The sequence below is a fragment of the Butyrivibrio hungatei DSM 14810 genome, from assembly GCF_900143205.1.
Lineage (GTDB): Bacteria > Bacillota > Clostridia > Lachnospirales > Lachnospiraceae > Butyrivibrio > Butyrivibrio hungatei.
Genome location: NZ_FRDH01000012.1, coordinates 97,591 through 118,187 on the forward strand (window position 1 = coordinate 97,591; position 20,597 = coordinate 118,187).

Below are 20,597 nucleotides of genomic sequence, written 5' to 3' on the forward strand. Positions count from 1 at the left end.
AAAAGTTTTGAAAAGGGGTAACTTAATGGCTACATACGAACAATATGACGCTTCCAGCATAACAGTACTTGAAGGTCTTGAGGCTGTAAGGAAGCGCCCAGGTATGTACATTGGAAGCGTTTCTACAAGAGGCTTAAATCATCTTGTCTACGAAATAGTTGATAACGCTGTAGATGAGCATCTCGCAGGTTTCTGCACACAAATTCATGTGACATTAGAAGCTGATGGTTCAGCTACAATTGAAGATAACGGTCGAGGAATTCCAGTAGGAATGCACGCTAAAGGCATTACAGCAGAGCGTGTTGTTCTTACTATGCTCCACGCCGGTGGTAAATTTGATAATAATGCCTACAAGACCAGTGGTGGTCTTCATGGTGTAGGTTCATCCGTTGTAAATGCTCTTTCTACCTGGATGAAGGTTCAGATCAGAAAAGACGGATATATATACGAAGATACATACGAAAGAGGTATCCCTACGACCAAGCTAAATAACGGTATGCTTGAACCTGTAGGTACTACAAAGGCTTGCGGAACTACTATCAGTTTTCTTCCTGATGATACTATCTTTGAGAAAACTCGTTTCAAAGAAGATGATATAAAATCAAGACTTCATGAAACAGCATATCTTAATCCTTCACTTACTATCATTTTCCAGGATAAAAGACCTGGAATTGAGGAGTATGTTGAATTTCATGAGCCTGATGGTATCACTGGCTTTATCAAGGATATGAACAAGTCAAAAGAGGCTGTTCATGATGTTGTTTCTTTTAGCGGAGAAAGTGAAGGCATAGAAGTTGAAGTAGCTTTCCAGTATGTAAATGAATTTCATGAGGAAGTTCTTGGTTTTTGTAACAATATCTATAATGCAGAAGGTGGTACACACCTTACTGGCTTTAAGACAATGTTTACAAATATCATCAACCAGTATGCTAGAGAACTGAATATCCTCAAGGACAAAGACAATAACTTTACAGGTACAGATGTCAGAAATGGTATGACAGCTGTTGTATCTATCAAGCATCCTGATCCTAGATTTGAAGGTCAGACCAAGACCAAGCTTGATAACCAGGACGCAGCCAAGATCGTATCCAAGATCACTAACGATGAGATAACAAGATTCTTTGACAGAAATCTTGAAACATTAAAGGCTATAATTGGTTGCGCTGAAAAAGCTGCCAAGATCAGGAAGACAGAAGAAAAAGCAAAGACAAATATGCTTACCAAACAGAAATATTCATTTGATTCTAACGGTAAGCTTGCAAACTGCATCAGTAAGGATGCTTCAAAGTGCGAGATCTTTATTGTAGAGGGAGATTCTGCTGGTGGTAGTGCCAAGATGGCTCGTGATAGAAACTATCAGGCTATCCTTCCTATCAGAGGTAAGATTCTTAACGTAGAAAAGGCCAGCATTGATAAAGTCCTTGCAAATGCCGAGATCAAGACCATGATCAATGCCTTTGGATGCGGTTTTTCAGAAGGATATGGTAATGACTTCGACATCAACAAGCTTCGTTATGACAAAATCATCATCATGGCCGATGCCGATGTCGATGGTGAGCACATTGCCACACTTCTTTTAACATTGTTCTATAGATTCATGCCCGAGCTTATATATCAGGGACATGTATATATTGCTATGCCTCCCCTTTATAAGGCTATGCCTTCTAAAGGCAAAGAGGAGTATCTCTATGATGACAGTGCCCTTATCAAGTATAGAAACACTCATAAGGGTAATTTCACTCTGCAGAGATATAAAGGTCTTGGTGAAATGGATCCTCAGCAGCTTTGGGAGACAACACTTGATCCTGAACGCAGAATGTTAAGAGCAGTAGAAATCGAGGATGCCAAGATGGCTTCTCAGATGACAGAACTTCTTATGGGCGTAGACGTACCACCAAGAAGAGACTTTATTCATCAGCATGCAACAGATGCCGAGCTTGATGTTTGATAAATACAAAGGATAGATAAAATGGAAGACAGAATTATAAGAACAGAATATTCTGAAATAATGCAAAAATCATTCATCGATTATGCCATGAGTGTTATCGTTGCACGTGCACTTCCTGATATAAGAGATGGTCTTAAGCCTGTTCAGCGTAGAACACTATATGATATGTATGAACTTGGCATCAGATATGACAGACCTTACAGAAAGAGTGCCAGAATCGTCGGTGATACAATGGGTAAATATCATCCTCATGGTGACAGCTCTATCTATGATTGTCTTGTTGTAATGACTCAGGATTTCAAGAAGGCCATTCCACTTGTTGATGGTCATGGAAACTTCGGTAACATCGAAGGTGATGGAGCCGCTGCCATGCGTTATACAGAGGCAAGGCTTTCCAAGATCACTCAGGAGAACTTCCTTGAAGATCTTGATAAGAACGTAGTTGATTTCCTTCCAAACTTTGATGAGACAGAAAAAGAGCCATCAGTACTTCCTGTTAAGATCCCTAATTTCCTTATCAATGGTTCTGAAGGTATAGCTGTAGGTATGGCAACCAGCACACCTCCTCATAACCTTGCAGAAGTAATTGACGCTGAGATTGCATATATTCAGGATGATACACTCACTACCAAGGACCTGATGAAATATATCAAAGGACCTGATTTCCCAACTGGCGGCATAGTTATCAATAAGGATGACCTTAGAGAGATCTATGAAACAGGTGTCGGCAAGATCAGGATCAGAGGTAAGGTTGAGACTGAGAAGGGCAAAAACGGTCACATAAATCTTGTTATCACTGAGATTCCTTATACTATGATAGGTATGGGAATTGGTAAGTTCATGGCTGATGTGGCTGAGCTTGCTGAAAAGAAGATAACAAATGACATTATCGATATTTCTAACCAGTCATCAAAAGAAGGTATCAGAATCGTTATTGAGCTAAAGAAAGATACTGATATTGAGAACTTTACAAACCTTCTTTACAAAAAGACTAAGCTTGAAGATACATTTGGCGTAAACATGCTTGCTATTGATAACGGCAGGCCAGAGACCATGTCTTTAAAAGAGATCATGCGTGCCTGTGCTGACTTCCAGTTTGAAGTAGCAACCAGAAAATATACAACACTTCTCAAAAAGGAACAGGATAAGAAGGAGATTCAAGAAGGCCTCATTAAGGCTTGTAATGTGATTGACCTTGTTATCGAAGTTCTTAGAGGGTCAAAAGACCGCGCCATGGCCAAGAACTGCCTTGTAAATGGCGTTACAGATGGAATAAACTTTAAATCAAGAGAATCTCAGGCTATGGCTGCACAGCTTCTTTTCACAGAGGCTCAGGCAGATGCTATTTTAGAGATGCGTCTCTACAAGCTCATTGGACTTGAACTTGATGCCCTTGTAAAAGAGCACGAGCAGACAGTTGCTAATATCTACAGATATGAAGATATCTTAGAGAGCCATGACTCTATGTCAATGGTTATCCAAAATGAGCTACTCAAGATCAAAAAAGAGTATCAGGCGCAGAGAAAAACTGTTATCGATAACAGAGAGACTGCTGTATACGAAGAAAAGCCTGTTGAAGAGATGGATGTTGCATTTATCATGGATAAGTTTGGCTATGCCAAGACTATCGATGCTACTACATACGAAAAGAACAAAGAGACTATCGAAGCTGAGTTTAAGTTCTCATTTATCATGAAGAACACAGGTAAGGTATGCTTCTTTACTAATACTGGTAATCTCCATACTGTTAAGGCTATGGATCTTCCTCAGGGCAAGATGAGAGATAAGGGTGTACCTATTGATAATGTAAGTAATTTTGATACCTCCAAGGAAACTATTGTCCTTGCCGCAAGTCAGTCAGACCTTAACCTATACAGGTTGTTATTTACTACTAAAATGTCTATGATGAAAATAGTAGATGGCGGAGAATTTGATGTTTCAAAGAGAACCGTAGCTGCAACCAAGCTAAGTGATGGCGATGAGGTTGTAAACGTAGAGATCCTTCACACTCAAAAAACAGTGATCTTGCAGTCTAATGAAGGCTATTTCCTTAGATTCTACGTTGAACAGGTTCCTGAGAAAAAGAAAGCCGCTGTAGGTGTACGTGGTATGAGGCTTGGAAAGAATGACTTTGTAAGAGATGTCTATTATCTCAATGACATGGAAGAAAAATCCATAGAACACAACGACAAAGAACTTCATCTTGGACACTTAAAAGTAACAAGCAGAGATACAAAAGGAACAAAGGTGAGATTATGAGAGTAATTGCAGGTAGCGCCAGAAGACTTCGTCTTTTGACTCCTGAGGGAAATGATACCAGACCTACACAGGACAGGATCAAAGAAACTTTATTTAATATGATACAGAATGACGTTCCAGGAGCTGTTTTTATCGATCTTTTTGCTGGAAGTGGTGGAATAGGCATTGAAGCTTTATCTAGAGGAGCTTCTAGAGCATATTTTATTGAAAATGCCGCTAAGGCCTATAAATGTATAATGGAAAACCTTAAGACCACTCATTTCGAAGACGTAGCTACTGTATTCAAGCAGGATGTGGTAATTGCTCTTAGAAATATACATGAAAAAGAAGCAGATATCATTTTTATCGATCCACCATATCAGGCTGGACTTTATGAAAGAACGCTTTCTCAATTATCAAATATGTCTTATGTTACTGAGAACACAATGATCATTCTAGAAAGTGCCGTAGACATGGATTTCTCTTTTGTTTCAGACTATGGTTTTGAAGTTAGAAGAGAAAAAGAATACAAAACTAACAAACATGTATTTTTGTACAGAAAGGAAAGTCTATGAAAGTAGCAGTATATCCTGGCAGCTTTGATCCAGTCACACTGGGACATTTGGACGTGATACAGCGTGCATCAGCCATGTTTGATAAGGTTGTTGTGGCAGTAATGTGCAATTCCGCCAAAACTCCATTGTTTACCCTTGATGAACGTGTTAAAATGTTAAGAGAGTCCGTAAAAGCTCTTAATAATGTCGAAATAGAATCTTTTGATGGTCTACTTATAGACTATTGTAAAAAAGAAAATATTCATATTGTTATCAGGGGACTTCGAGCTATAACTGATTTCGAATATGAACTTCAGATAGCACAGACTAATAAAGAACTTTCACATAGCATGGTTGATACTGTATTTTTGACAACAAGCATTAAGTATTCATACCTTAGTAGCTCAGTTGTTAAGGAAATTGCCAGCTATAACGGTGATATTTCGCCATGTGTTTCTGATTTTGTGGCAGATGCGCTGTACAAAAAATATGGTTTTAGATAAAACTACGGGGGTAATAAAATGACCAGCAGGATTGAACAACTTATTGATGAGATCGAAACATATATCGATAATTGTAAGCCTCAGCCTCTTTCTCAGACCAAGATCATAGTAAATAAAGAGGAAATTGATGAGCTTTTAAGAGAGCTTAGGAGTAAAACTCCTGAAGAGATCAAGAAGTATCAGAAGATCATCAGTAATAAAGAAGCTATCTTGAATGACGCAAGAAAGAAAGCTGAAGAGATCGTAGATCAGGCAACTATCAAGACAAACAAGCTTATTAATGAGCATGAGATCATGCAGCAGGCCTATGCTCAGGCCAATGAAGTAGTTTCTCAGGCTGCGATGCAGGCAAAAGAGATTCTTGATAACGCTATGATCGAAGCTAATAACATGAAAGCTTCAGCTGTACAGTATACAGATCAGTTACTTGCAGGTGTTGAGGATGTTATTTCTCAGTCAATTGATGCAACCAGCAAGAACACTGATGATATTATTGATTCCATCAAGCTTCACAGCGTTGAGATGGTCAAGAATATCAGCCAGAGCAATGACAGCATTCTTTCAGCTCTTACTCAGTATAGTGAGGTTATAAAGTCAAACAGAGCTGATCTCAAGATGCCGGAAGCTTCAAGTCAGACGCCATCTCCAGAGCCACAGGCTGTAGAAGAGGCAGGAATCACTGAACAGGAAGCACTTAATCTAGATATGATCAACTAAGAAAACATTAAGCTGCCGCTTTTATGCGACAGCTTATTTTGAAAAAGGGGATATAAATGAAAAAAGTTTTAGTTTCTTTTGCTATTATTATGAGTTTATTCTCATTTCTATTTTTACCAAGCTTTACTATCAATACAGAAGCCGCAAATAAGCCTGTTGTGATCGTTATCGATCCAGGTCATGGCGGAACAGGTGATAGGAATCTTGGTGCTCAGTACAACGGTTTTTCAGAAAAAGATCTTACATTAAAAGTTGCAAATGCAATGAAAGCAGAGCTTGAAAAGTACGATAACGTAACTGTTTATCTTTCCAGAACTACTGATGGCTTTATTTCTCTCGAGGACAGAGCAGCATTTGCTAAAAGTGTAAACGCAGATTTTGTTTACAGCATTCATTTCAATGCTTCTACAGAGCATAATTTCTATGGTTCAGAAGTCTGGACTTCAGCCTTTGGCTCTTTTTATCAGGCCGGTTACGATTTCGGCCAGATTGAATCAAGTGAACTATCTACACTTGGCCTTTATCAAAAAGGCGTTAAATCAAAGCTTGGCAGCACTGGAAAAGACTACTACGGTATCATCAGAGCAAGCGTAGCAAGAAACATTCCTTGTGTAATCATTGAACATGCTTACCTTGACCATGGATATGATCTTCCTTTATTGAAACAGGCTGATTTTACAAGTAAACTTGGAGTATGTGATGCAACAGCAGTTGCAAAATATTTTAAATTAACTTCTAGTTCTACTGGAATTGATTATTCAGGCTATAAGTTTACATCAGTTAAAAAGCCTGGTGCACCTGTAAGACAGGATCTTACCGATCCAGATTACTGCAATGTTTCTGTGATTTCTTATGACAAATCATCAAGAAATGCACTTGTACAAATGTCTACAAAGGATAGTCAGAGCCCTATAATCTATTTTGCCTACAGCTATGACGGAGGAAAGACATTCTCATACCTTCAGATGTGGGATAGAACTCAGGAAACACAATCCTTTAATGTGAATATTCCAAAGAGCGTTACAAATCCTATTATTGTGTGCAGGGCCTATAATAACTTTGAACTGTTCACACAAAGTGCTCCAGCTGTAGTTCCTGGCTACTAATGATTGATAGAAAGAGTATAAATTGAGATTAGATAAATTCCTTGGTGATCATAATATTGGCACCAGAAAACAAATTAAAGAATACGTAAAAAACGGAAGATGTAAAGTAAATGGCGTAGCTGTCACGAAGTCTGATACTCATATTAATGAAAACGTCGACGAAATCTCTTTTGATGAAATTCCCCTTACATATTCTAAGTTTCATTATTTTATGCTTTATAAGCCTCAAGGCGTTGTTTCTGCAACAACAGATGGCAAAAACAAGACTGTTCTTGATCTTTTAAAGGATGAAAATGTTAAGGGATTGAATCCTGCAGGAAGATTAGATATAGATACTGAAGGATTACTTCTTTTAACTGATGATGGAGGGCTCATTCACAAACTTCTTTCTCCAAAGAAGCATGTAGATAAGACCTATGAAGTCCATCTAAGAAAAGAACTTTCAGATGAAGATATCAGATTATTGGAGGATGGAATCGATATTGGAGATACCAGGGACGATGGAACTCCATATCTTACGCTTCCTGCCAAGATCATAAAACAAGAAAAAGATGTTGAGGGGAGACCTGTCATTCATCTTATAATTCATGAAGGAAGATTTCATCAGGTCAAGCGAATGCTTGAAGCAGTTGGAAATAAGGTTGAATTCCTTAAAAGAATCACCTTTGGTCCTCTTGTACTGGATGAAGGCTTAAGTCCTTCTGAATACAGATCATTGAACGAAAAAGAATTAAAAGAATTAGGATTATAAAATATGGTTAATTTATGCCTTGATGATTATGAAGCTGTAATATTTGATCTTGATGGTTCATTAGTTGATTCCATGTGGATGTGGGAAGCCATTGATCAAGAATATCTAACAGGCTTTGGGATAACACCACCTAAGACATTACAGCAGGATATAGGTGGCAGAAGTTTTGTAGAAACAGCGCAGTATTTTAAAGAAAGATTTGGAATTAAAGATTCCATTGAAAAGATTGGCGATGATTGGAATAAAATGGCCTGGGATAAGTACACTAATGAAGTCCCACTAAAGGATGGAGCATTTTCTTTTATTAAAGCATGTATAGCTAAGGGCTTAAAGCTTGGAATTGCTTCTAGTAATTCCACGGAGCTTATTGAACAGGTTTTGGGATCTCACAACATAAAAGATATGTTTGGAAGTATCAAATCAGGAACAGAAGTGTTAAAGGGTAAGCCTGCACCTGACGTTTATCTTGAAGTTTCAAATGAACTGTCTGTATCTCCAGAAAAATGTCTGGTGTTTGAGGATCTTGTGGATGGCATCAAAGCAGGTAAGAGTGCAGGTATGACTGTAATTGCTGTCAGCGATGATTATTCAAGACATAGCGATGATGCCAAAAAAGACCTGTCTGACTACTATATTGAGGACTACAACGATATCGTTCTTGAGTAAGGGGAATTTATGAAAAAAGTTTACAAAGGCGAATTTGGATATATTGAAAACAATAGAAAAAAAGCAATTATCAGAACTGCTATATTTCTGTCGATAGTACTATTGCTTTTTTTTACTGGTTTAATCTTAAAGCACACGCAAAAAAATGTATTTAGCATTTTAGCAGCTCTTTTTTGCCTTCCTACTGGATGGAGCGGCGTTAATATGATAATGTTCCTTAAGGCTAAAGGCTGTTCAAAGGAAGACTATGATGAAATTGAGGCTCATAAAGGAGACCTCTTGATCCATTATGATCACATTATCACATCATATGAAAAGAACTATTATGTAATGGCATCAACTGTTCTTGATAAAAATATCTGTTGCTATACATCAGATAAGGACATGGATACTTCTGACTGCGAAAAACATATCAAAAAGATGATGGCTGGCAGCGGATATTCCAGCTATAGCATAAAGATTTTTGATGACCTTAAGAGTTTTTGTGACAGACTCGATCAGCTTGAGAAACTTCGCGCTGATAAGGGAATTGACCCTCAAAAGATCGAGGATTCTTGGGAAAACGGAACAGTTGAAACTCCTGCAGGAGTTCTTTTATCTATATCTTTATAACAGGTTTTTATATGAAAGAAATAATCATTGATAATAATCAGTTAGATAAACGGCTAGATAGCTTTCTTAAGGGTTATCTTCCAAATGCGTCTGGCGGATTTATTTACAAAATGCTTAGAAAAAAGAATATTACTCTGAACGATAAGAAGGCTCAGGGCACTGAAAAGTTAAAGCTAGGAGATTCCATTAAGATTTTCTTTGCTGATGAAACTTTAGAAAAATTTATGGGTAAAGAATCAGGAGCTTTCGAGCAGGCTATATCTTTTGACTACAAAAAGCTTGGAGTAGAGGTTATATACGAAGATTCAAATATTGTTCTTTTATCTAAGCCAGCAGGTCTTTTAACCCAAAAGGCCCAGCCTATGGATATAAGCTTAAATGATTATCTTATAGAGTACCTTATTGACACAGGTGCAATAACAAAAAAGTCCCTTGAAACCTATAAACCATCTGTCTGCAACAGACTAGACAGAAACACCAGCGGACTGGTAATATGCGCTAAGTCCCTTGCTGGAGCAAGATGCATGAATAGTCTATTAAAGGACAGAAACCTTGATAAATACTATAGGACAATAGTAGAGGGTAAGCTGTCAGAAAGCTTTACGTTAAAAGGTTATCTCACCAAGGATGAAAAGAAAAATAAGGTTGATATCACTAGTAAGCCTATAAATAGTGATTCAGATTATATCGAAACAGAATATGTGCCGCTTGAATATTTAAGTGATAGGAATCTTACTGTTCTAGAAGTTAAGCTTATAACTGGTAAGCCTCATCAGATCAGAGCGCATTTATCAAGCATAGGCCATCCTATCATTGGAGATATCAAGTACGGCGGACATAAAATAGCAGGGTTAAATTATCAGCTGCTTCATAGTTACAGGATCAAATTTCCTAATGATCTTCCTGAAGAATTTATGTATCTTGCAGGAAAAGAGTATATTTCAAAACTTCCAACTGCTTTTGAGAAAGTACTCGGAAAGGGGTAAGATGCCTACTTGGAAATCAAGAGGTTTAAGAGGTTCAACTTTAGAAGAACTCATAAATAGGACCAATGAAAGATATCTTGAGCAGAACCTTGCTCTTATCCAGAAGATACCTACTCCAATAACTCCTATTAATATTGATAAGGAGTCTCGTCATATTACTCTGGCTTATTTTGATCAAAAAAGTACAGTCGATTACATAGGTGTAGTTCAAGGCATTCCTGTTTGCTTTGATGCAAAGGAATGCGCAACTACAACCTTTACTTTAGAAAACATCCATCCTCATCAGGTTACATTCATGGAAAACTTTGAAAAACAGGATGGTATCGCTTTTTTTCTTATTTATTTCACAAGTTTAAATGAATTTTATTATCTGCCATTTAGAAAGCTAAAAGATTTTTGGGATAGAGCAGAAAATGGCGGAAGAAAGAGCTTTAGACATGATGAGCTCGATCCATCATACATAATATCCTCAAAACCTATTAATGGAGTTCTTGTTCCATACTTAGAATCTATACAAAAAGATTTGGATGACAGAGAAACTTTGGTTTGACATAGGGTGGTTTAAATGTTAAACTCTTTATTATGATACCCAATTAGCACTGTACCGCATTAAAGTGAGGTTGATATGAACAAGGTCTTATTGCATACACCTGATGGTGTTAGAGATATCTATGGAAGAGAGTGTAGCGACAGAAATATTGTCCGCGACAAGATCCATAGAGTAATAAAGAGTTACGGATATCAGGATATAGATACTCCTACATTTGAATTTTTTGATGTATTTGCGGAAGAGATTAATGCTTCTGATGCCAAAGAACTTTTTAAGTTCTTTGATAAAGATGGAAACACACTTGTCCTTAGACCAGATTTTACCCCATCTATAGCAAGATGTGCATCAAAGGTAATGCTTGAAAACAAAGAACCAGTGAGGGTTTGTTATCAGGGAAAGGCTTATCTTAATACATCAAATCTTCAGGGAAAGCTTAAAGAAAACCGAAACATCGGAATTGAGTTCATGAATGAAAACAGTGTCTATGCAGATGCTGAAGTCATATCTCTTTTGATAGAGTCCCTCAAAGCTACAGGTCTTTCAGATTTCCAGATCAGCATTGGCGACGCTGATTACTACAAAGGATTATGCGAAGAAGCTGGTATCGATGATGATACTGAACGAGATATCAGAGAACAGATTACAGGCAAGAACTACTTTGCAGCTGAGAATATCATGGTTTCAAGGGGCGTTCCTGAAAAATACAAGGATCTCATCCTAAAGGTATCTGAATTTATTGGCTCAGATGATGCATTAGATAAAGCTCAAAGTCAGGTTACAAACGAAAGGTCCCTAAGCTCTATCAAGAGATTAAAAGAGCTTTATAAGGTTCTTACAATGTATGGTGTTGAGAAGTACATTTCTTTTGACCTTAGTATGCTTAGTAAATTCAATTATTACACAGGTGTCATATTTAGTGCCTATACCTACGGCGTTGGCGATGCTATAGCTAAGGGCGGAAGATATGATAATCTTCTTGGAAAATATGGTAAGGATGCACCAGCAATTGGTTTTTCAATTGTACTTGATGATCTGATGTCTGCATTATATAGGCAGAGCTGTGATCTAGAGCATGAAAGCGAGGCAACTGTCATTGAATTTAATGATGATTCTTTCAAAGAAGCTCTAAGTAAAGCAAATGATCTTAGAAATAAAGGTCAAAACGTTGTCCTTAAATGCACGAAGTAATTGGAGGCCCTATGAGATATCTTACATTTGCACTTGGAAAGGGAAGACTTGTAGATTCTACAATGGAACTTTTAAATAAGTGCGGTATCAAATGTGATGAAATATTAGATAAAAAAACAAGAAAGCTGATCTTTACAAACGAAGATCTTGGTCTTAAGTTCTTCCTTGCAAAAGGTCCTGATGTTCCTACATATGTTGAATATGGCGCAGCTGATATTGGTATAGTCGGCGCTGACACAATCCTTGAAGAAAACAGAAGAGTATATGAAGTACTTGATCTTGGCTTTGGAAAGTGCAGAATGTGCGTATGTGGTCCAAAAGAGGCTAAAAAACTTTTAGAGCATCGAGAGATGATAAGAGTTGCCAGCAAATATCCAAACATCGCAAAAGACTATTTCTTTAACCAAAAGCATCAGACTGTAGACATAATCAAATTAAACGGTTCAGTAGAGCTTGGACCTATCGTCAATCTATCTGATGTGATCGTAGATATTGTAGAGACTGGTTCTACACTAAGAGAAAACGGATTAGAGGTTTTAGAAGAAATCTGTCCATTATCTGCAAGAATGATCGTAAACCAGGTTAGTATGCAGATGGAAACAGATAGAATTCGCAAACTCATCAATGCTATGAAGGAGAATCTAGATTAAAATGCAGACCCTTAGATTAAATACAGAAACTAAAAAAGAACTACTTGGTAATCTTCTTGGTAGAAATACCGGAAGTTACACTGAATATGAAAAAACAGTCAATGATATAATAGACAATATAAGAGCAAATGGAGATTCAGCTCTTTTTGATTACACTTTGAAGTTTGATAAATGCTCTTTAACAAAAGATACTGTTAAAGTAACCCGCAGTGAAATAGAAGAAGCGTATAAAGAGCTTAGCCCTGAATTTATCGAAGTTATGAAGAAAAGCGCTGAAAACATCAGAGTTTTTCACGAGAAGCAAAAGAGAAACAGTTGGATAGAAACAAATGAAAATGGAAGCATCTTAGGCCAGAGAATACTTCCAATAGAAATATCCGGAGTATATGTTCCTGGCGGAAAGGCTGCTTATCCATCAAGTGTACTTATGAATGTAGTTCCTGCAAAGGTTGCCGGCGTTGAAAGAATCGTAATGTGCACACCACCTTCAAAAGATGGGAAAGTCAATGCCGGAACATTGGTAGCTGCAGATATTGCAGGAGTAACTGAAGTCTATAAAGTAGGCGGAGCACAGGCTATTGCAGCTATGGCTTTCGGAACAGAGTCAATTCCTAAGGTTGATAAGATTACAGGCCCTGGAAACATCTTCGTTGCCCTTGCCAAAAAGGCATGTTTTGGCTATGTTTCAATTGATTCAATTGCAGGCCCAAGTGAGATCCTGGTTATTGCTGACGAAACTGCAAATCCTAGATATGTTGCCGCTGACCTTTTATCTCAAGCTGAGCACGACGAGCTTGCATCAGCAATCCTTATTACAACTTCTGAAGAAGTAGCTAAAAAAGTAAAGGAAGAAATTGAAGGCTTTTTAAAGACATTATCTCGAGCAGATATCATTAGAAAATCTCTTGATAATTATGGCTATATCTTTATTGCTGATAATATGCAGGATATGATCGATGCAGCAAATGCAATTGCATCTGAACACCTTGAGATCATTACCAAAAACCCTTTTGAGACTATGACCAAGATAAAAAATGCAGGTGCTATTTTTCTTGGCGAGTATTCATCAGAACCTTTGGGAGATTATTATGCTGGTCCAAATCATATTTTACCTACAAACAGAACGGCAAGATTTTTCTCACCACTAAATGTTGATGACTTCCTTAAGAAAACAAGTATTATTTCATATTCAGAAGATGCACTAAGAAAAGTTCATAATGATATAGAACTTTTTGCAAAAGAAGAAGGCTTAACAGCGCATGCAAACTCTATTGCAGTTAGATTCGAATAAAAATTACGGCAGTTACCATATTGACTGTTATGGTTAATTGCGTTTTGTAATAATCGCAATTGCAAATAATTGTATAATAATTGCAAGTTAACTTTCTAAATTAACTATAAATTGCAAGTAATGAATTAAAGTTCTTTGTTTTCATGCTATATGTTGAAGAATTATAAAAGGAGACACTATTTATGGGAAGCAGAACTGCAACTGTTGCAAGAAACACGAAAGAAACTAAAATTACAGTTTCCATTAACATTGATGGTACTGGAAAATCCGAAATAAATACAGGTATTGGTTTTTTTGATCATATGCTTGAAGGATTTGCAAAACATGGCTTATTTGATCTAAAAGTGGCCGTTGAAGGCGATCTTAATGTTGACGGACACCACACAGTTGAAGATACCGGAATAGTTCTTGGTCAGGCAATCATGCAGGCTATAGGTGATAAAAAGGGAATAAAGCGCTATGGCAATATGATTCTTCCTATGGATGAAAGTCTTGTTTTAAGTGCTATTGACCTCTGCGGCAGACCATATTTTGTTATGGATGCTGAATTTACAAGTCCAATGGTTGGAGATTTCGACACTCAGCTTGTGCGAGAGTTTTTCTATGCTGTTTCTTATTCTGCAATGATGAACATTCATCTTCGTGTCATAACTGGAATAAATGATCACCACAAGATAGAAGCTATGTTCAAAGCATTTGCCAAGTCTTTAGATGAGGCAACAACCATCGATCCTAGGATCACAGACGTACTTAGCACAAAAGGAGCACTATAATATGTCAAAGATATATAAAATTCTGCCATGCATTTATCTTTATGATGGCAAAGTAGTTAATTCCTTAAAAGATAAAAATGTCATTGATAATGACCCTTTAGCATATACAAAAAGGCTTAATGAGTTTAATGTAAATGACATTTTAGTCTATGATATGTCCGAAGGTATGACAGATGCAGATCACGAGAAAGCTCTTGATATCATCAAGGATATCTGCAACGCTTCTGACGCATCCATAATAGGTACTGGCAATATAAAGCGCATGGAAGATGTTAAAAAACTCTTATATGCTGGTTGCCAGAAGGTTGCTATTAGCTATATAGATAAAAAGAATCAGGACATATTAGCAGAGGTATCTGAAAAGTTTGGAGTAAACAATATTTATGCCTTATATTCAGATGTTTCAATTATTTCTGAATGCAAAGATGAATTAACTTCTTATGTTTCAGAACTCCTTTATTTTTCTGATAAAGAGGATGATCTTGGGAAAAATACTCTTGATCTTCCTATAAATTTAGTAGTTAGTAATTTTAAAGATGACGCAGCATCTTATGAGGCATCAATCAAAAAAGCTGGACTTGAGCTCTTTTCTATGAAACCTGGTTTTAAGTGGGATGAACTTAAGAAAAATTCTGATGGTCTCATTCCTGTAATCGTTCAGGACTATAAAACAGATGCAGTTTTGATGCTGGCATATATGAACGAAGAGGCTTATAATAAAACTCTCGAAACAGGAAAGATGACATATTTTAGTAGAAGCCGAAACGAGCTCTGGATAAAGGGAGAAACAAGCTCTCATTACCAGTATGTTAAATCTTTGTATGCTGACTGTGACCTTGATACTATACTTGCCAAGGTCAAGCAGATAGGAGCTGCTTGTCACACTGGAAAATACTCATGCTTCTTTAATGAGATAGCTAAAAAGGATTATGTCGAAAAGAATCCTCAGAAGATACTTCAAAATGTTTTTGACGTAATAAATGACAGAAAGATTAATCCTAGGGAGGGCTCTTATACAAATTATCTTTTTGACAAAGGAATTGATAAGATTCTTAAAAAAGTCGGCGAAGAAGCAACAGAAATAGTTATTGCAGCCAAAAATCCAAATAGCAATGAAGTAGTTTACGAAATGTCCGATTTCCTGTATCATATGATGGTCCTTATGGCTGAAAAAAATGTCAGCTGGGAGGATATAACTAGTGAACTAGCAAGACGATAAGGAAATGGTATGAATTATAATTTAGCTTTATCCGATGAGATATTATTAGATCTTGAGAAACCAGAAAGATACATTGGAAACGAAGTCAACAGCGTAACTAAAGATAAGAACGCTGTTGATATCAGATTTGCAATGTGTTTTCCGGATGTTTACGAGATTGGTATGTCTCATCTTGGTATTCAGATTTTGTATGGAATGTTTAATTCTTATGATGATGTTTGGTGTGAAAGAGTCTATTCTCCATGGGTAGACGCCGACAAAACCTTCAGAGAAAAGGACATTCCTCTTTTTGCGCTTGAATCTCAGGATCCGATCAAGGGTTTTGATTTCCTGGGATTTACTATCCAGTATGAGATGTGCTATACAAACATCTTGCAGATACTAGATCTTTCAAAGATTCCTCTTTTATCAAAGGATAGAACATGGGACGATCCTATTGTAATTGGTGGAGGACCATGTACCTATAATGCTGAGCCGATCGCAGACTTTTTTGACATTTTCTATATAGGTGAAGGCGAGACCAAGTATAGAGAATTATTTGATCTATACAAGAAATGCAAAAAAGAAAACATGTCTCGTATAGACTTTCTTCATGAGTGTGCCAAGATCTCCGGTATCTATGTGCCTGCATTCTATGATGTGCAGTATAAGGAAGATGGCACGATAGCCTCAATGAAGCCTATCTATGATGATATTCCAAGTGTTATTAAAAAGGAAATGTGTCTTGCCCTTTCAGAGACTTTTTATCCTACAAAGCCTGTCGTTCCTTATATCAAGATCACTCAGGACAGAGTAGTACTAGAGATCATGAGAGGTTGTATCAGAGGATGTAGATTCTGCCAGGCTGGGCAGCTCTATAAACCTTTAAGAGAAAAAGATGTAAACCATCTAAAAGAACTAGCTCTCGAGGCATTAAAAAACACTGGTTATGAAGAAATATCACTTAGTTCCTTAAGTTCGAGTGATTATTCTAAACTTCCGGAGCTTATAGATTTCCTCATCAAGAACTGTAGTGAAAAGAAAGTAAACATTTCTTTACCATCACTTAGGATCGATGCTTTTTCACTGGATGTCATGAGTAAAGTTCAGGATGTTAAAAAAAGTAGCTTAACCTTTGCCCCTGAAGCTGGTACCCAGAGAATGAGAAACGTAATAAATAAGGGACTTACTGAGGAAGATATCTTAAGAGGTTCACATGAGGCATTCTTGGGCGGTTGGAATAAAGTTAAGCTTTACTTTATGCTTGGACTTCCTACAGAAACCGATGAAGATATCTACGGTATCGGTGATATAGCCAATAAAGTTGCTGTAGAATACTTTGAAACCGTACCAAAGGAAAAGAGAAACGGAAGAACAATTGATATTGTTGCAAGTACTTCATTCTTTGTACCAAAGCCATTTACTCCTTTCCAATGGGCTAGAATGAACACAAAAGAAGAATTCCTTGATAAAGCAAATAAGACTAGAAAAGGAATCATGTCTCAGCTCAACCAGAAACATATCAAATACAACTGGCATGAAGCTGACGCTAGTATGATGGAAGGTGTTCTTGCAAGAGGCGACAGAAAGCTTTGTAAGGTTATTCTTAAGGCATATGAAAAAGGTTGCATATTTGATGCCTGGGGTGAATACTTCAAGTTTGATACTTGGATGGAAACCTTTGAGGAATGCGGCGTTGATCCATTCTTCTATACAACAAGAGAAAGAAAAGATGATGAGATTTTCCCTTGGGATATCTTAAATTGTGGTGTAACCAAGGAATTCCTCCTTCGCGAATGGAAGAATGCTTTAGCTGGAAATAAATCTTTTAACTGCAGACAGTCTTGTCTTGGCTGCGGAGCTGCTTCTTACGGAGTAGGTGTATGTAAGGAGGGCAGAACAAATGCATAAATTAAGACTTAAATTTTCAAAGACTGGTCCTATTAAATTTGTTGGTCACCTTGATATAATGAGGTATTTCCAAAAGGCCATAAGAAGAGCTGAAGTAGATATCAAGTATTCTGAAGGCTTTAGCCCTCATCAGCTTCTTTCTTTTGCACAGCCACTTAGTGTTGGCGCTACAAGTGATGGCGAATACCTTGATATGACTGTTAATTCAATGGTTTCAACAACAGATGTTATGAATAGACTTAACTCTGTTATGAACGAAGGAATTACTATTCTTGCTGTAGAAGAGCTTGACGAGCATTCAGCTAAGGCTATGACTGATACCTATGCCGCTAAATATGTATTATCCTTTAGGCCAAATTCTAAGCCTGATTTTGATTGGATCGCCGAAATGGAAAAGTATCTAAGTGGTGATAAGCTTCCTGCCATGAAAAAGACAAAAAGTGGCATGAAAGAGATCGATATGAAGCCTATGATCTTTGCTCATGAGTTTGATGAAAAAGAGCAAACAGGAACTTTTCTTCTTAGCATGAGTAGCTTAGAAACACTAAAACCTACACTTTTATTTGGTGCTTTCTTTGAAAGCATTGGTAAGGAATTTAGCACTTCATCTTTAAATATTCACAGAGTTGATATCTACAAACTTGTTGATAATGGCGACAGACGCTACATTGAGCCATTTATAACAAACGATATGAATGAAAGGTTTTATTTAAATGGCTGAGATAATAATCTCAAAATATATGAATACTCCAGTGGTTACAGCTTTTATAGATGGCAAACTGGAGTATTTGTCATTTGTGAGAGAAAGTAAACTTAATAATATCTATGTAGGACGAGTAGATCATATTGTAAAAAATATTGATGCTGCATTTATTAAGTACCACGAAGATGAAATTGGTTATCTGTCTTTAAAAGGAATAAATGAAGACTGCGTCCTTAATAGAAAGCTCGAAGGAAGCTCTTTAAAATGCGGCGATATGATCGTGGTACAGATGAGTGCTGAACCTGTTAAGACCAAAAAGCCCAAATTTACTACAAATATCTCGGTTTCAGGTAAGTACACTGCTGTTACTCTTGGTAAAAAGGGCGTTGGAGCATCTCTAAAACTTAATGACGATATTAGAAAGAAATTAGTAGAAGATGTTCGAGACTTATTTAATGATCTTGTAAATTCAATGAATATGATTGGCGACGCTGGTCTTATTATCAGAACTTCAGCATGTGATCTAGATGAAGCCCATATAAAAGAAGAGGTGTTAAATGATGCCAAGGTCAATCTGATAAAGATTCAGGATATCCTCAAAGAAGGAAATACTAGAACCTGCGGGACACTACTAGATTCCTCAAACAACAAAGATTCCCTAGAATCAAACATAGACAGTGCAAAAGCTTTTCTAAGATCAAGAAATATTACAGATTGTGAAGTAATAGAAGATACTGGTATTCACGGTATTAAGTCCAAAATTGATGAACTCAGGCAAAAAAAAGTCTGGCTTAAAAGCGGAGCTTATCTGATAATTGAGCAGCTTGAAAGCTTTAATGCTATCGATGTTAATACTGGTAAAGCCATAAACGGCAAAAACAATATTATTGAAAAGGTCAATTTAGAAGCTGCAGAAGAGATAATAAGGCAGATTCGTTTGAGAAATCTGACAGGTATGATACTGATAGATTTCATCAATATGAAAGAAAAAGACAAGAACGATACTCTAATATCTAAGATTGTCAGTTTAGCAAGACTTGAGCAGGTACATACCGCATTTATTGATATAACAGGCCTTGGAATTATGGAATTAACAAGAAATAAAAACGATAAAACATTAAAAGAAATATTAGAAGATGTTGAAAATAGTGTTGACAACAGTAAACATCAGTGTTAATATATCATGGTATGCCGCATAACTAGGCATAAGTGGGTTTATCCCCGCCAAAGTTAGCGAGTTTTTATGAAGAAGGAGGTAACTTATGTACGCAATTATTGTAACTGGTGGTAAGCAGTACAAAGTTTCCGAGGGCGATGAAATCAAAGTTGAGAAGCTTGATGTTGAGCCTGGAAAAAAGGTAACATTTGATAATGTTATCGCAGTAAATGATGACAAGGCACTTAAGGTTGCTGGTGACGTTAGCGGAGCAAAGGTTTCTGCTACAGTTGTTGAGCAGGGTCGTGCTAAGAAGGTTGTTGTTTACAAGTACAAGAGAAAGACTGGCTATCATAAGAAGAACGGTCACAGACAGCCATTCACTCTCGTTAAGATTGACAAGATCTCAATGTAATTATTAACAAACGGAATATAAATGACTACTATTACTATTACAAAATCATCTAATGATACATATAAATGTATTGAATGTAATGGGCATGCAGGATTTGCTGAGTATGGCGAGGATATCGTTTGTGCTGCAGTTTCAGTTTTGACCATTAACCTGATCAATTCCATTGAAAAGTTTACTGACGATGAGATTGATCTTGAACAAGATGAAGATAAAGGTATTATCAGATTGAAGTTTAGAAATGAACCAGGTTCTGATTCAGATCTGCTTCTTAAATCTTTTGAATTAGGAGTAAGCAGTATATTCCAACAATATGGTAAGAAGTTTTTGAACATTAAATTTAGGAGGGAATAAGTCATGATGAATATGAACCTTCAATTTTTTGCTCACAAGAAGGGTGTAGGATCTACTAAGAACGGTAGAGACTCAGAGTCAAAGAGACTTGGAGCAAAAAGAGCTGACGGACAATTCGTAAAGGCCGGTAATATTTTATACAGACAGCGCGGAACACACATTCATCCTGGTGTAAATGTAGGCATCGGTAAAGATGATACATTATACGCACTTGTTGATGGTGTTCTTAGATTTGAGCGTAAGGGCAGAGATAAAAAGCAGGCTAGCGTTCATCCTGTAGAGAATAAGTAATTATTGCAAAAACGGGCTTCAAACACATAATGTTTGGAG

General features: G+C 37.0%; 22 protein-coding genes. All 22 read left to right on the plus strand.

All coding sequences use genetic code 11. The features are described from left to right. The first annotated feature begins 25 nt into the window (after positions 1–25). Complete coding sequence (locus tag BUA02_RS13410; protein WP_072705069.1) at positions 26–1,948, plus strand: DNA gyrase/topoisomerase IV subunit B; 1,923 nt, start codon at positions 26–28, stop codon at positions 1,946–1,948. A gap of 21 nt (positions 1,949–1,969) precedes the next feature. Beyond that, on the plus strand, positions 1,970–4,207 hold the full coding sequence (locus BUA02_RS13415; RefSeq protein WP_072705072.1) for a DNA gyrase/topoisomerase IV subunit A: 2,238 nt from the start codon (positions 1,970–1,972) through the stop codon (positions 4,205–4,207). After that, positions 4,204–4,761, plus strand: a complete 558-nt coding sequence (gene rsmD, locus BUA02_RS13420) for a 16S rRNA (guanine(966)-N(2))-methyltransferase RsmD (protein ID WP_071176092.1) — start codon at positions 4,204–4,206, stop codon at positions 4,759–4,761. The genes BUA02_RS13415 and rsmD overlap by 4 nt, the downstream gene beginning before the upstream one ends. Further along, complete coding sequence (gene coaD, locus BUA02_RS13425; protein ID WP_072705075.1) at positions 4,758–5,243, plus strand: pantetheine-phosphate adenylyltransferase; 486 nt, start codon at positions 4,758–4,760, stop codon at positions 5,241–5,243. Before rsmD ends, coaD begins: the two co-directional genes overlap by 4 nt. Positions 5,244–5,261: 18 nt before the next feature. Beyond that, positions 5,262–5,960: an ATPase gene (locus BUA02_RS13430; protein ID WP_072705078.1), complete on the plus strand. Its 699-nt coding sequence runs from the start codon at positions 5,262–5,264 to the stop codon at positions 5,958–5,960. A 56-nt stretch (positions 5,961–6,016) separates the two neighbouring features. After that, the gene (locus BUA02_RS13435) at positions 6,017–7,066 is read left to right on the plus strand and encodes an N-acetylmuramoyl-L-alanine amidase family protein (protein WP_072705081.1); all 1,050 of its coding nucleotides are present in this window, start codon (positions 6,017–6,019) and stop codon (positions 7,064–7,066) included. A gap of 22 nt (positions 7,067–7,088) precedes the next feature. Next, entirely contained in the window at positions 7,089–7,817 is a 729-nt protein-coding gene (locus BUA02_RS13440) for a pseudouridine synthase (RefSeq protein WP_072705084.1), read from the plus strand. 3 nt (positions 7,818–7,820) lie between these two features. Next, positions 7,821–8,483, plus strand: a complete 663-nt coding sequence (locus BUA02_RS13445) for an HAD family hydrolase (RefSeq protein ID WP_072705087.1) — start codon at positions 7,821–7,823, stop codon at positions 8,481–8,483. A gap of 9 nt (positions 8,484–8,492) precedes the next feature. Beyond that, on the plus strand, positions 8,493–9,095 hold the full coding sequence (locus BUA02_RS13450; RefSeq protein ID WP_072705090.1) for a hypothetical protein: 603 nt from the start codon (positions 8,493–8,495) through the stop codon (positions 9,093–9,095). 11 nt (positions 9,096–9,106) lie between these two features. Further along, on the plus strand, positions 9,107–10,081 hold the full coding sequence (locus BUA02_RS13455) for an RluA family pseudouridine synthase (RefSeq protein WP_072705093.1): 975 nt from the start codon (positions 9,107–9,109) through the stop codon (positions 10,079–10,081). A 1-nt stretch (position 10,082) separates the two neighbouring features. Beyond that, the gene (locus tag BUA02_RS13460) at positions 10,083–10,631 is read left to right on the plus strand and encodes a Holliday junction resolvase RecU (RefSeq protein WP_072705096.1); all 549 of its coding nucleotides are present in this window, start codon (positions 10,083–10,085) and stop codon (positions 10,629–10,631) included. Positions 10,632–10,706: 75 nt separating this feature from the next. Then, entirely contained in the window at positions 10,707–11,819 is a 1,113-nt protein-coding gene (gene hisZ, locus BUA02_RS13465; RefSeq protein WP_072705099.1) for an ATP phosphoribosyltransferase regulatory subunit, read from the plus strand. 11 nt (positions 11,820–11,830) lie between these two features. Beyond that, entirely contained in the window at positions 11,831–12,469 is a 639-nt protein-coding gene (gene hisG / locus BUA02_RS13470) for an ATP phosphoribosyltransferase (protein WP_072705101.1), read from the plus strand. A gap of 1 nt (position 12,470) precedes the next feature. Beyond that, positions 12,471–13,760, plus strand: a complete 1,290-nt coding sequence (gene hisD / locus BUA02_RS13475; RefSeq protein WP_072705104.1) for a histidinol dehydrogenase — start codon at positions 12,471–12,473, stop codon at positions 13,758–13,760. A gap of 182 nt (positions 13,761–13,942) precedes the next feature. Further along, complete coding sequence (hisB, locus tag BUA02_RS13480; protein ID WP_072705107.1) at positions 13,943–14,533, plus strand: imidazoleglycerol-phosphate dehydratase HisB; 591 nt, start codon at positions 13,943–13,945, stop codon at positions 14,531–14,533. Between the two features lies 1 nt (position 14,534). After that, complete coding sequence (gene hisIE, locus BUA02_RS13485) at positions 14,535–15,752, plus strand: bifunctional phosphoribosyl-AMP cyclohydrolase/phosphoribosyl-ATP diphosphatase HisIE (protein ID WP_072705110.1); 1,218 nt, start codon at positions 14,535–14,537, stop codon at positions 15,750–15,752. Between the two features lie 9 nt (positions 15,753–15,761). Beyond that, positions 15,762–17,642 (plus strand): TIGR03960 family B12-binding radical SAM protein, encoded by a 1,881-nt coding sequence (locus BUA02_RS13490; RefSeq protein ID WP_072705114.1) that lies wholly within the window; start codon positions 15,762–15,764, stop codon positions 17,640–17,642. Continuing rightward, the gene (locus tag BUA02_RS13495) at positions 17,635–18,363 is read left to right on the plus strand and encodes a TIGR03936 family radical SAM-associated protein (RefSeq protein WP_072705116.1); all 729 of its coding nucleotides are present in this window, start codon (positions 17,635–17,637) and stop codon (positions 18,361–18,363) included. Before BUA02_RS13490 ends, BUA02_RS13495 begins: the two co-directional genes overlap by 8 nt. After that, positions 18,356–19,522, plus strand: a complete 1,167-nt coding sequence (locus tag BUA02_RS13500) for a ribonuclease E/G (RefSeq protein WP_072705119.1) — start codon at positions 18,356–18,358, stop codon at positions 19,520–19,522. The genes BUA02_RS13495 and BUA02_RS13500 overlap by 8 nt, the downstream gene beginning before the upstream one ends. An 85-nt stretch (positions 19,523–19,607) precedes the next feature. Further along, entirely contained in the window at positions 19,608–19,916 is a 309-nt protein-coding gene (gene rplU / locus BUA02_RS13505) for a 50S ribosomal protein L21 (RefSeq protein WP_071176077.1), read from the plus strand. 21 nt (positions 19,917–19,937) lie between these two features. After that, positions 19,938–20,267 carry a ribosomal-processing cysteine protease Prp gene (locus tag BUA02_RS13510; RefSeq protein ID WP_071176076.1) on the plus strand — a complete coding sequence of 110 codons (330 nt, stop codon included), beginning with the start codon at positions 19,938–19,940 and terminating at the stop codon, positions 20,265–20,267. A gap of 3 nt (positions 20,268–20,270) precedes the next feature. Then, entirely contained in the window at positions 20,271–20,558 is a 288-nt protein-coding gene (gene rpmA / locus BUA02_RS13515; RefSeq protein WP_071176075.1) for a 50S ribosomal protein L27, read from the plus strand. Positions 20,559–20,597 lie beyond the last annotated feature (39 nt).

What these genes read in the sequence shown, in the direction of transcription:
- BUA02_RS13510 (WP_071176076.1), top strand. Translation starts at nt 19,938, where the DNA reads ATGACTACTATTACTATTACAAAATCATCTAATGATACATATAAATGT.
- BUA02_RS13500 (WP_072705119.1), top strand. Translation starts at nt 18,356, where the DNA reads ATGGCTGAGATAATAATCTCAAAATATATGAATACTCCAGTGGTTACA.
- BUA02_RS13445 (WP_072705087.1), top strand. Translation starts at nt 7,821, where the DNA reads ATGGTTAATTTATGCCTTGATGATTATGAAGCTGTAATATTTGATCTT.
- hisIE (WP_072705110.1), top strand. Translation starts at nt 14,535, where the DNA reads ATGTCAAAGATATATAAAATTCTGCCATGCATTTATCTTTATGATGGC.
- BUA02_RS13430 (WP_072705078.1), top strand. Translation starts at nt 5,262, where the DNA reads ATGACCAGCAGGATTGAACAACTTATTGATGAGATCGAAACATATATC.
- BUA02_RS13495 (WP_072705116.1), top strand. Translation starts at nt 17,635, where the DNA reads ATGCATAAATTAAGACTTAAATTTTCAAAGACTGGTCCTATTAAATTT.
- BUA02_RS13450 (WP_072705090.1), top strand. Translation starts at nt 8,493, where the DNA reads ATGAAAAAAGTTTACAAAGGCGAATTTGGATATATTGAAAACAATAGA.
- coaD (WP_072705075.1), top strand. Translation starts at nt 4,758, where the DNA reads ATGAAAGTAGCAGTATATCCTGGCAGCTTTGATCCAGTCACACTGGGA.
- hisD (WP_072705104.1), top strand. Translation starts at nt 12,471, where the DNA reads ATGCAGACCCTTAGATTAAATACAGAAACTAAAAAAGAACTACTTGGT.
- hisB (WP_072705107.1), top strand. Translation starts at nt 13,943, where the DNA reads ATGGGAAGCAGAACTGCAACTGTTGCAAGAAACACGAAAGAAACTAAA.
- rpmA (WP_071176075.1), top strand. Translation starts at nt 20,271, where the DNA reads ATGATGAATATGAACCTTCAATTTTTTGCTCACAAGAAGGGTGTAGGA.
- BUA02_RS13490 (WP_072705114.1), top strand. Translation starts at nt 15,762, where the DNA reads ATGAATTATAATTTAGCTTTATCCGATGAGATATTATTAGATCTTGAG.
- hisG (WP_072705101.1), top strand. Translation starts at nt 11,831, where the DNA reads ATGAGATATCTTACATTTGCACTTGGAAAGGGAAGACTTGTAGATTCT.
- BUA02_RS13455 (WP_072705093.1), top strand. Translation starts at nt 9,107, where the DNA reads ATGAAAGAAATAATCATTGATAATAATCAGTTAGATAAACGGCTAGAT.
- BUA02_RS13410 (WP_072705069.1), top strand. Translation starts at nt 26, where the DNA reads ATGGCTACATACGAACAATATGACGCTTCCAGCATAACAGTACTTGAA.
- BUA02_RS13460 (WP_072705096.1), top strand. Translation starts at nt 10,083, where the DNA reads ATGCCTACTTGGAAATCAAGAGGTTTAAGAGGTTCAACTTTAGAAGAA.
- hisZ (WP_072705099.1), top strand. Translation starts at nt 10,707, where the DNA reads ATGAACAAGGTCTTATTGCATACACCTGATGGTGTTAGAGATATCTAT.
- rsmD (WP_071176092.1), top strand. Translation starts at nt 4,204, where the DNA reads ATGAGAGTAATTGCAGGTAGCGCCAGAAGACTTCGTCTTTTGACTCCT.
- BUA02_RS13415 (WP_072705072.1), top strand. Translation starts at nt 1,970, where the DNA reads ATGGAAGACAGAATTATAAGAACAGAATATTCTGAAATAATGCAAAAA.
- rplU (WP_071176077.1), top strand. Translation starts at nt 19,608, where the DNA reads ATGTACGCAATTATTGTAACTGGTGGTAAGCAGTACAAAGTTTCCGAG.
- BUA02_RS13435 (WP_072705081.1), top strand. Translation starts at nt 6,017, where the DNA reads ATGAAAAAAGTTTTAGTTTCTTTTGCTATTATTATGAGTTTATTCTCA.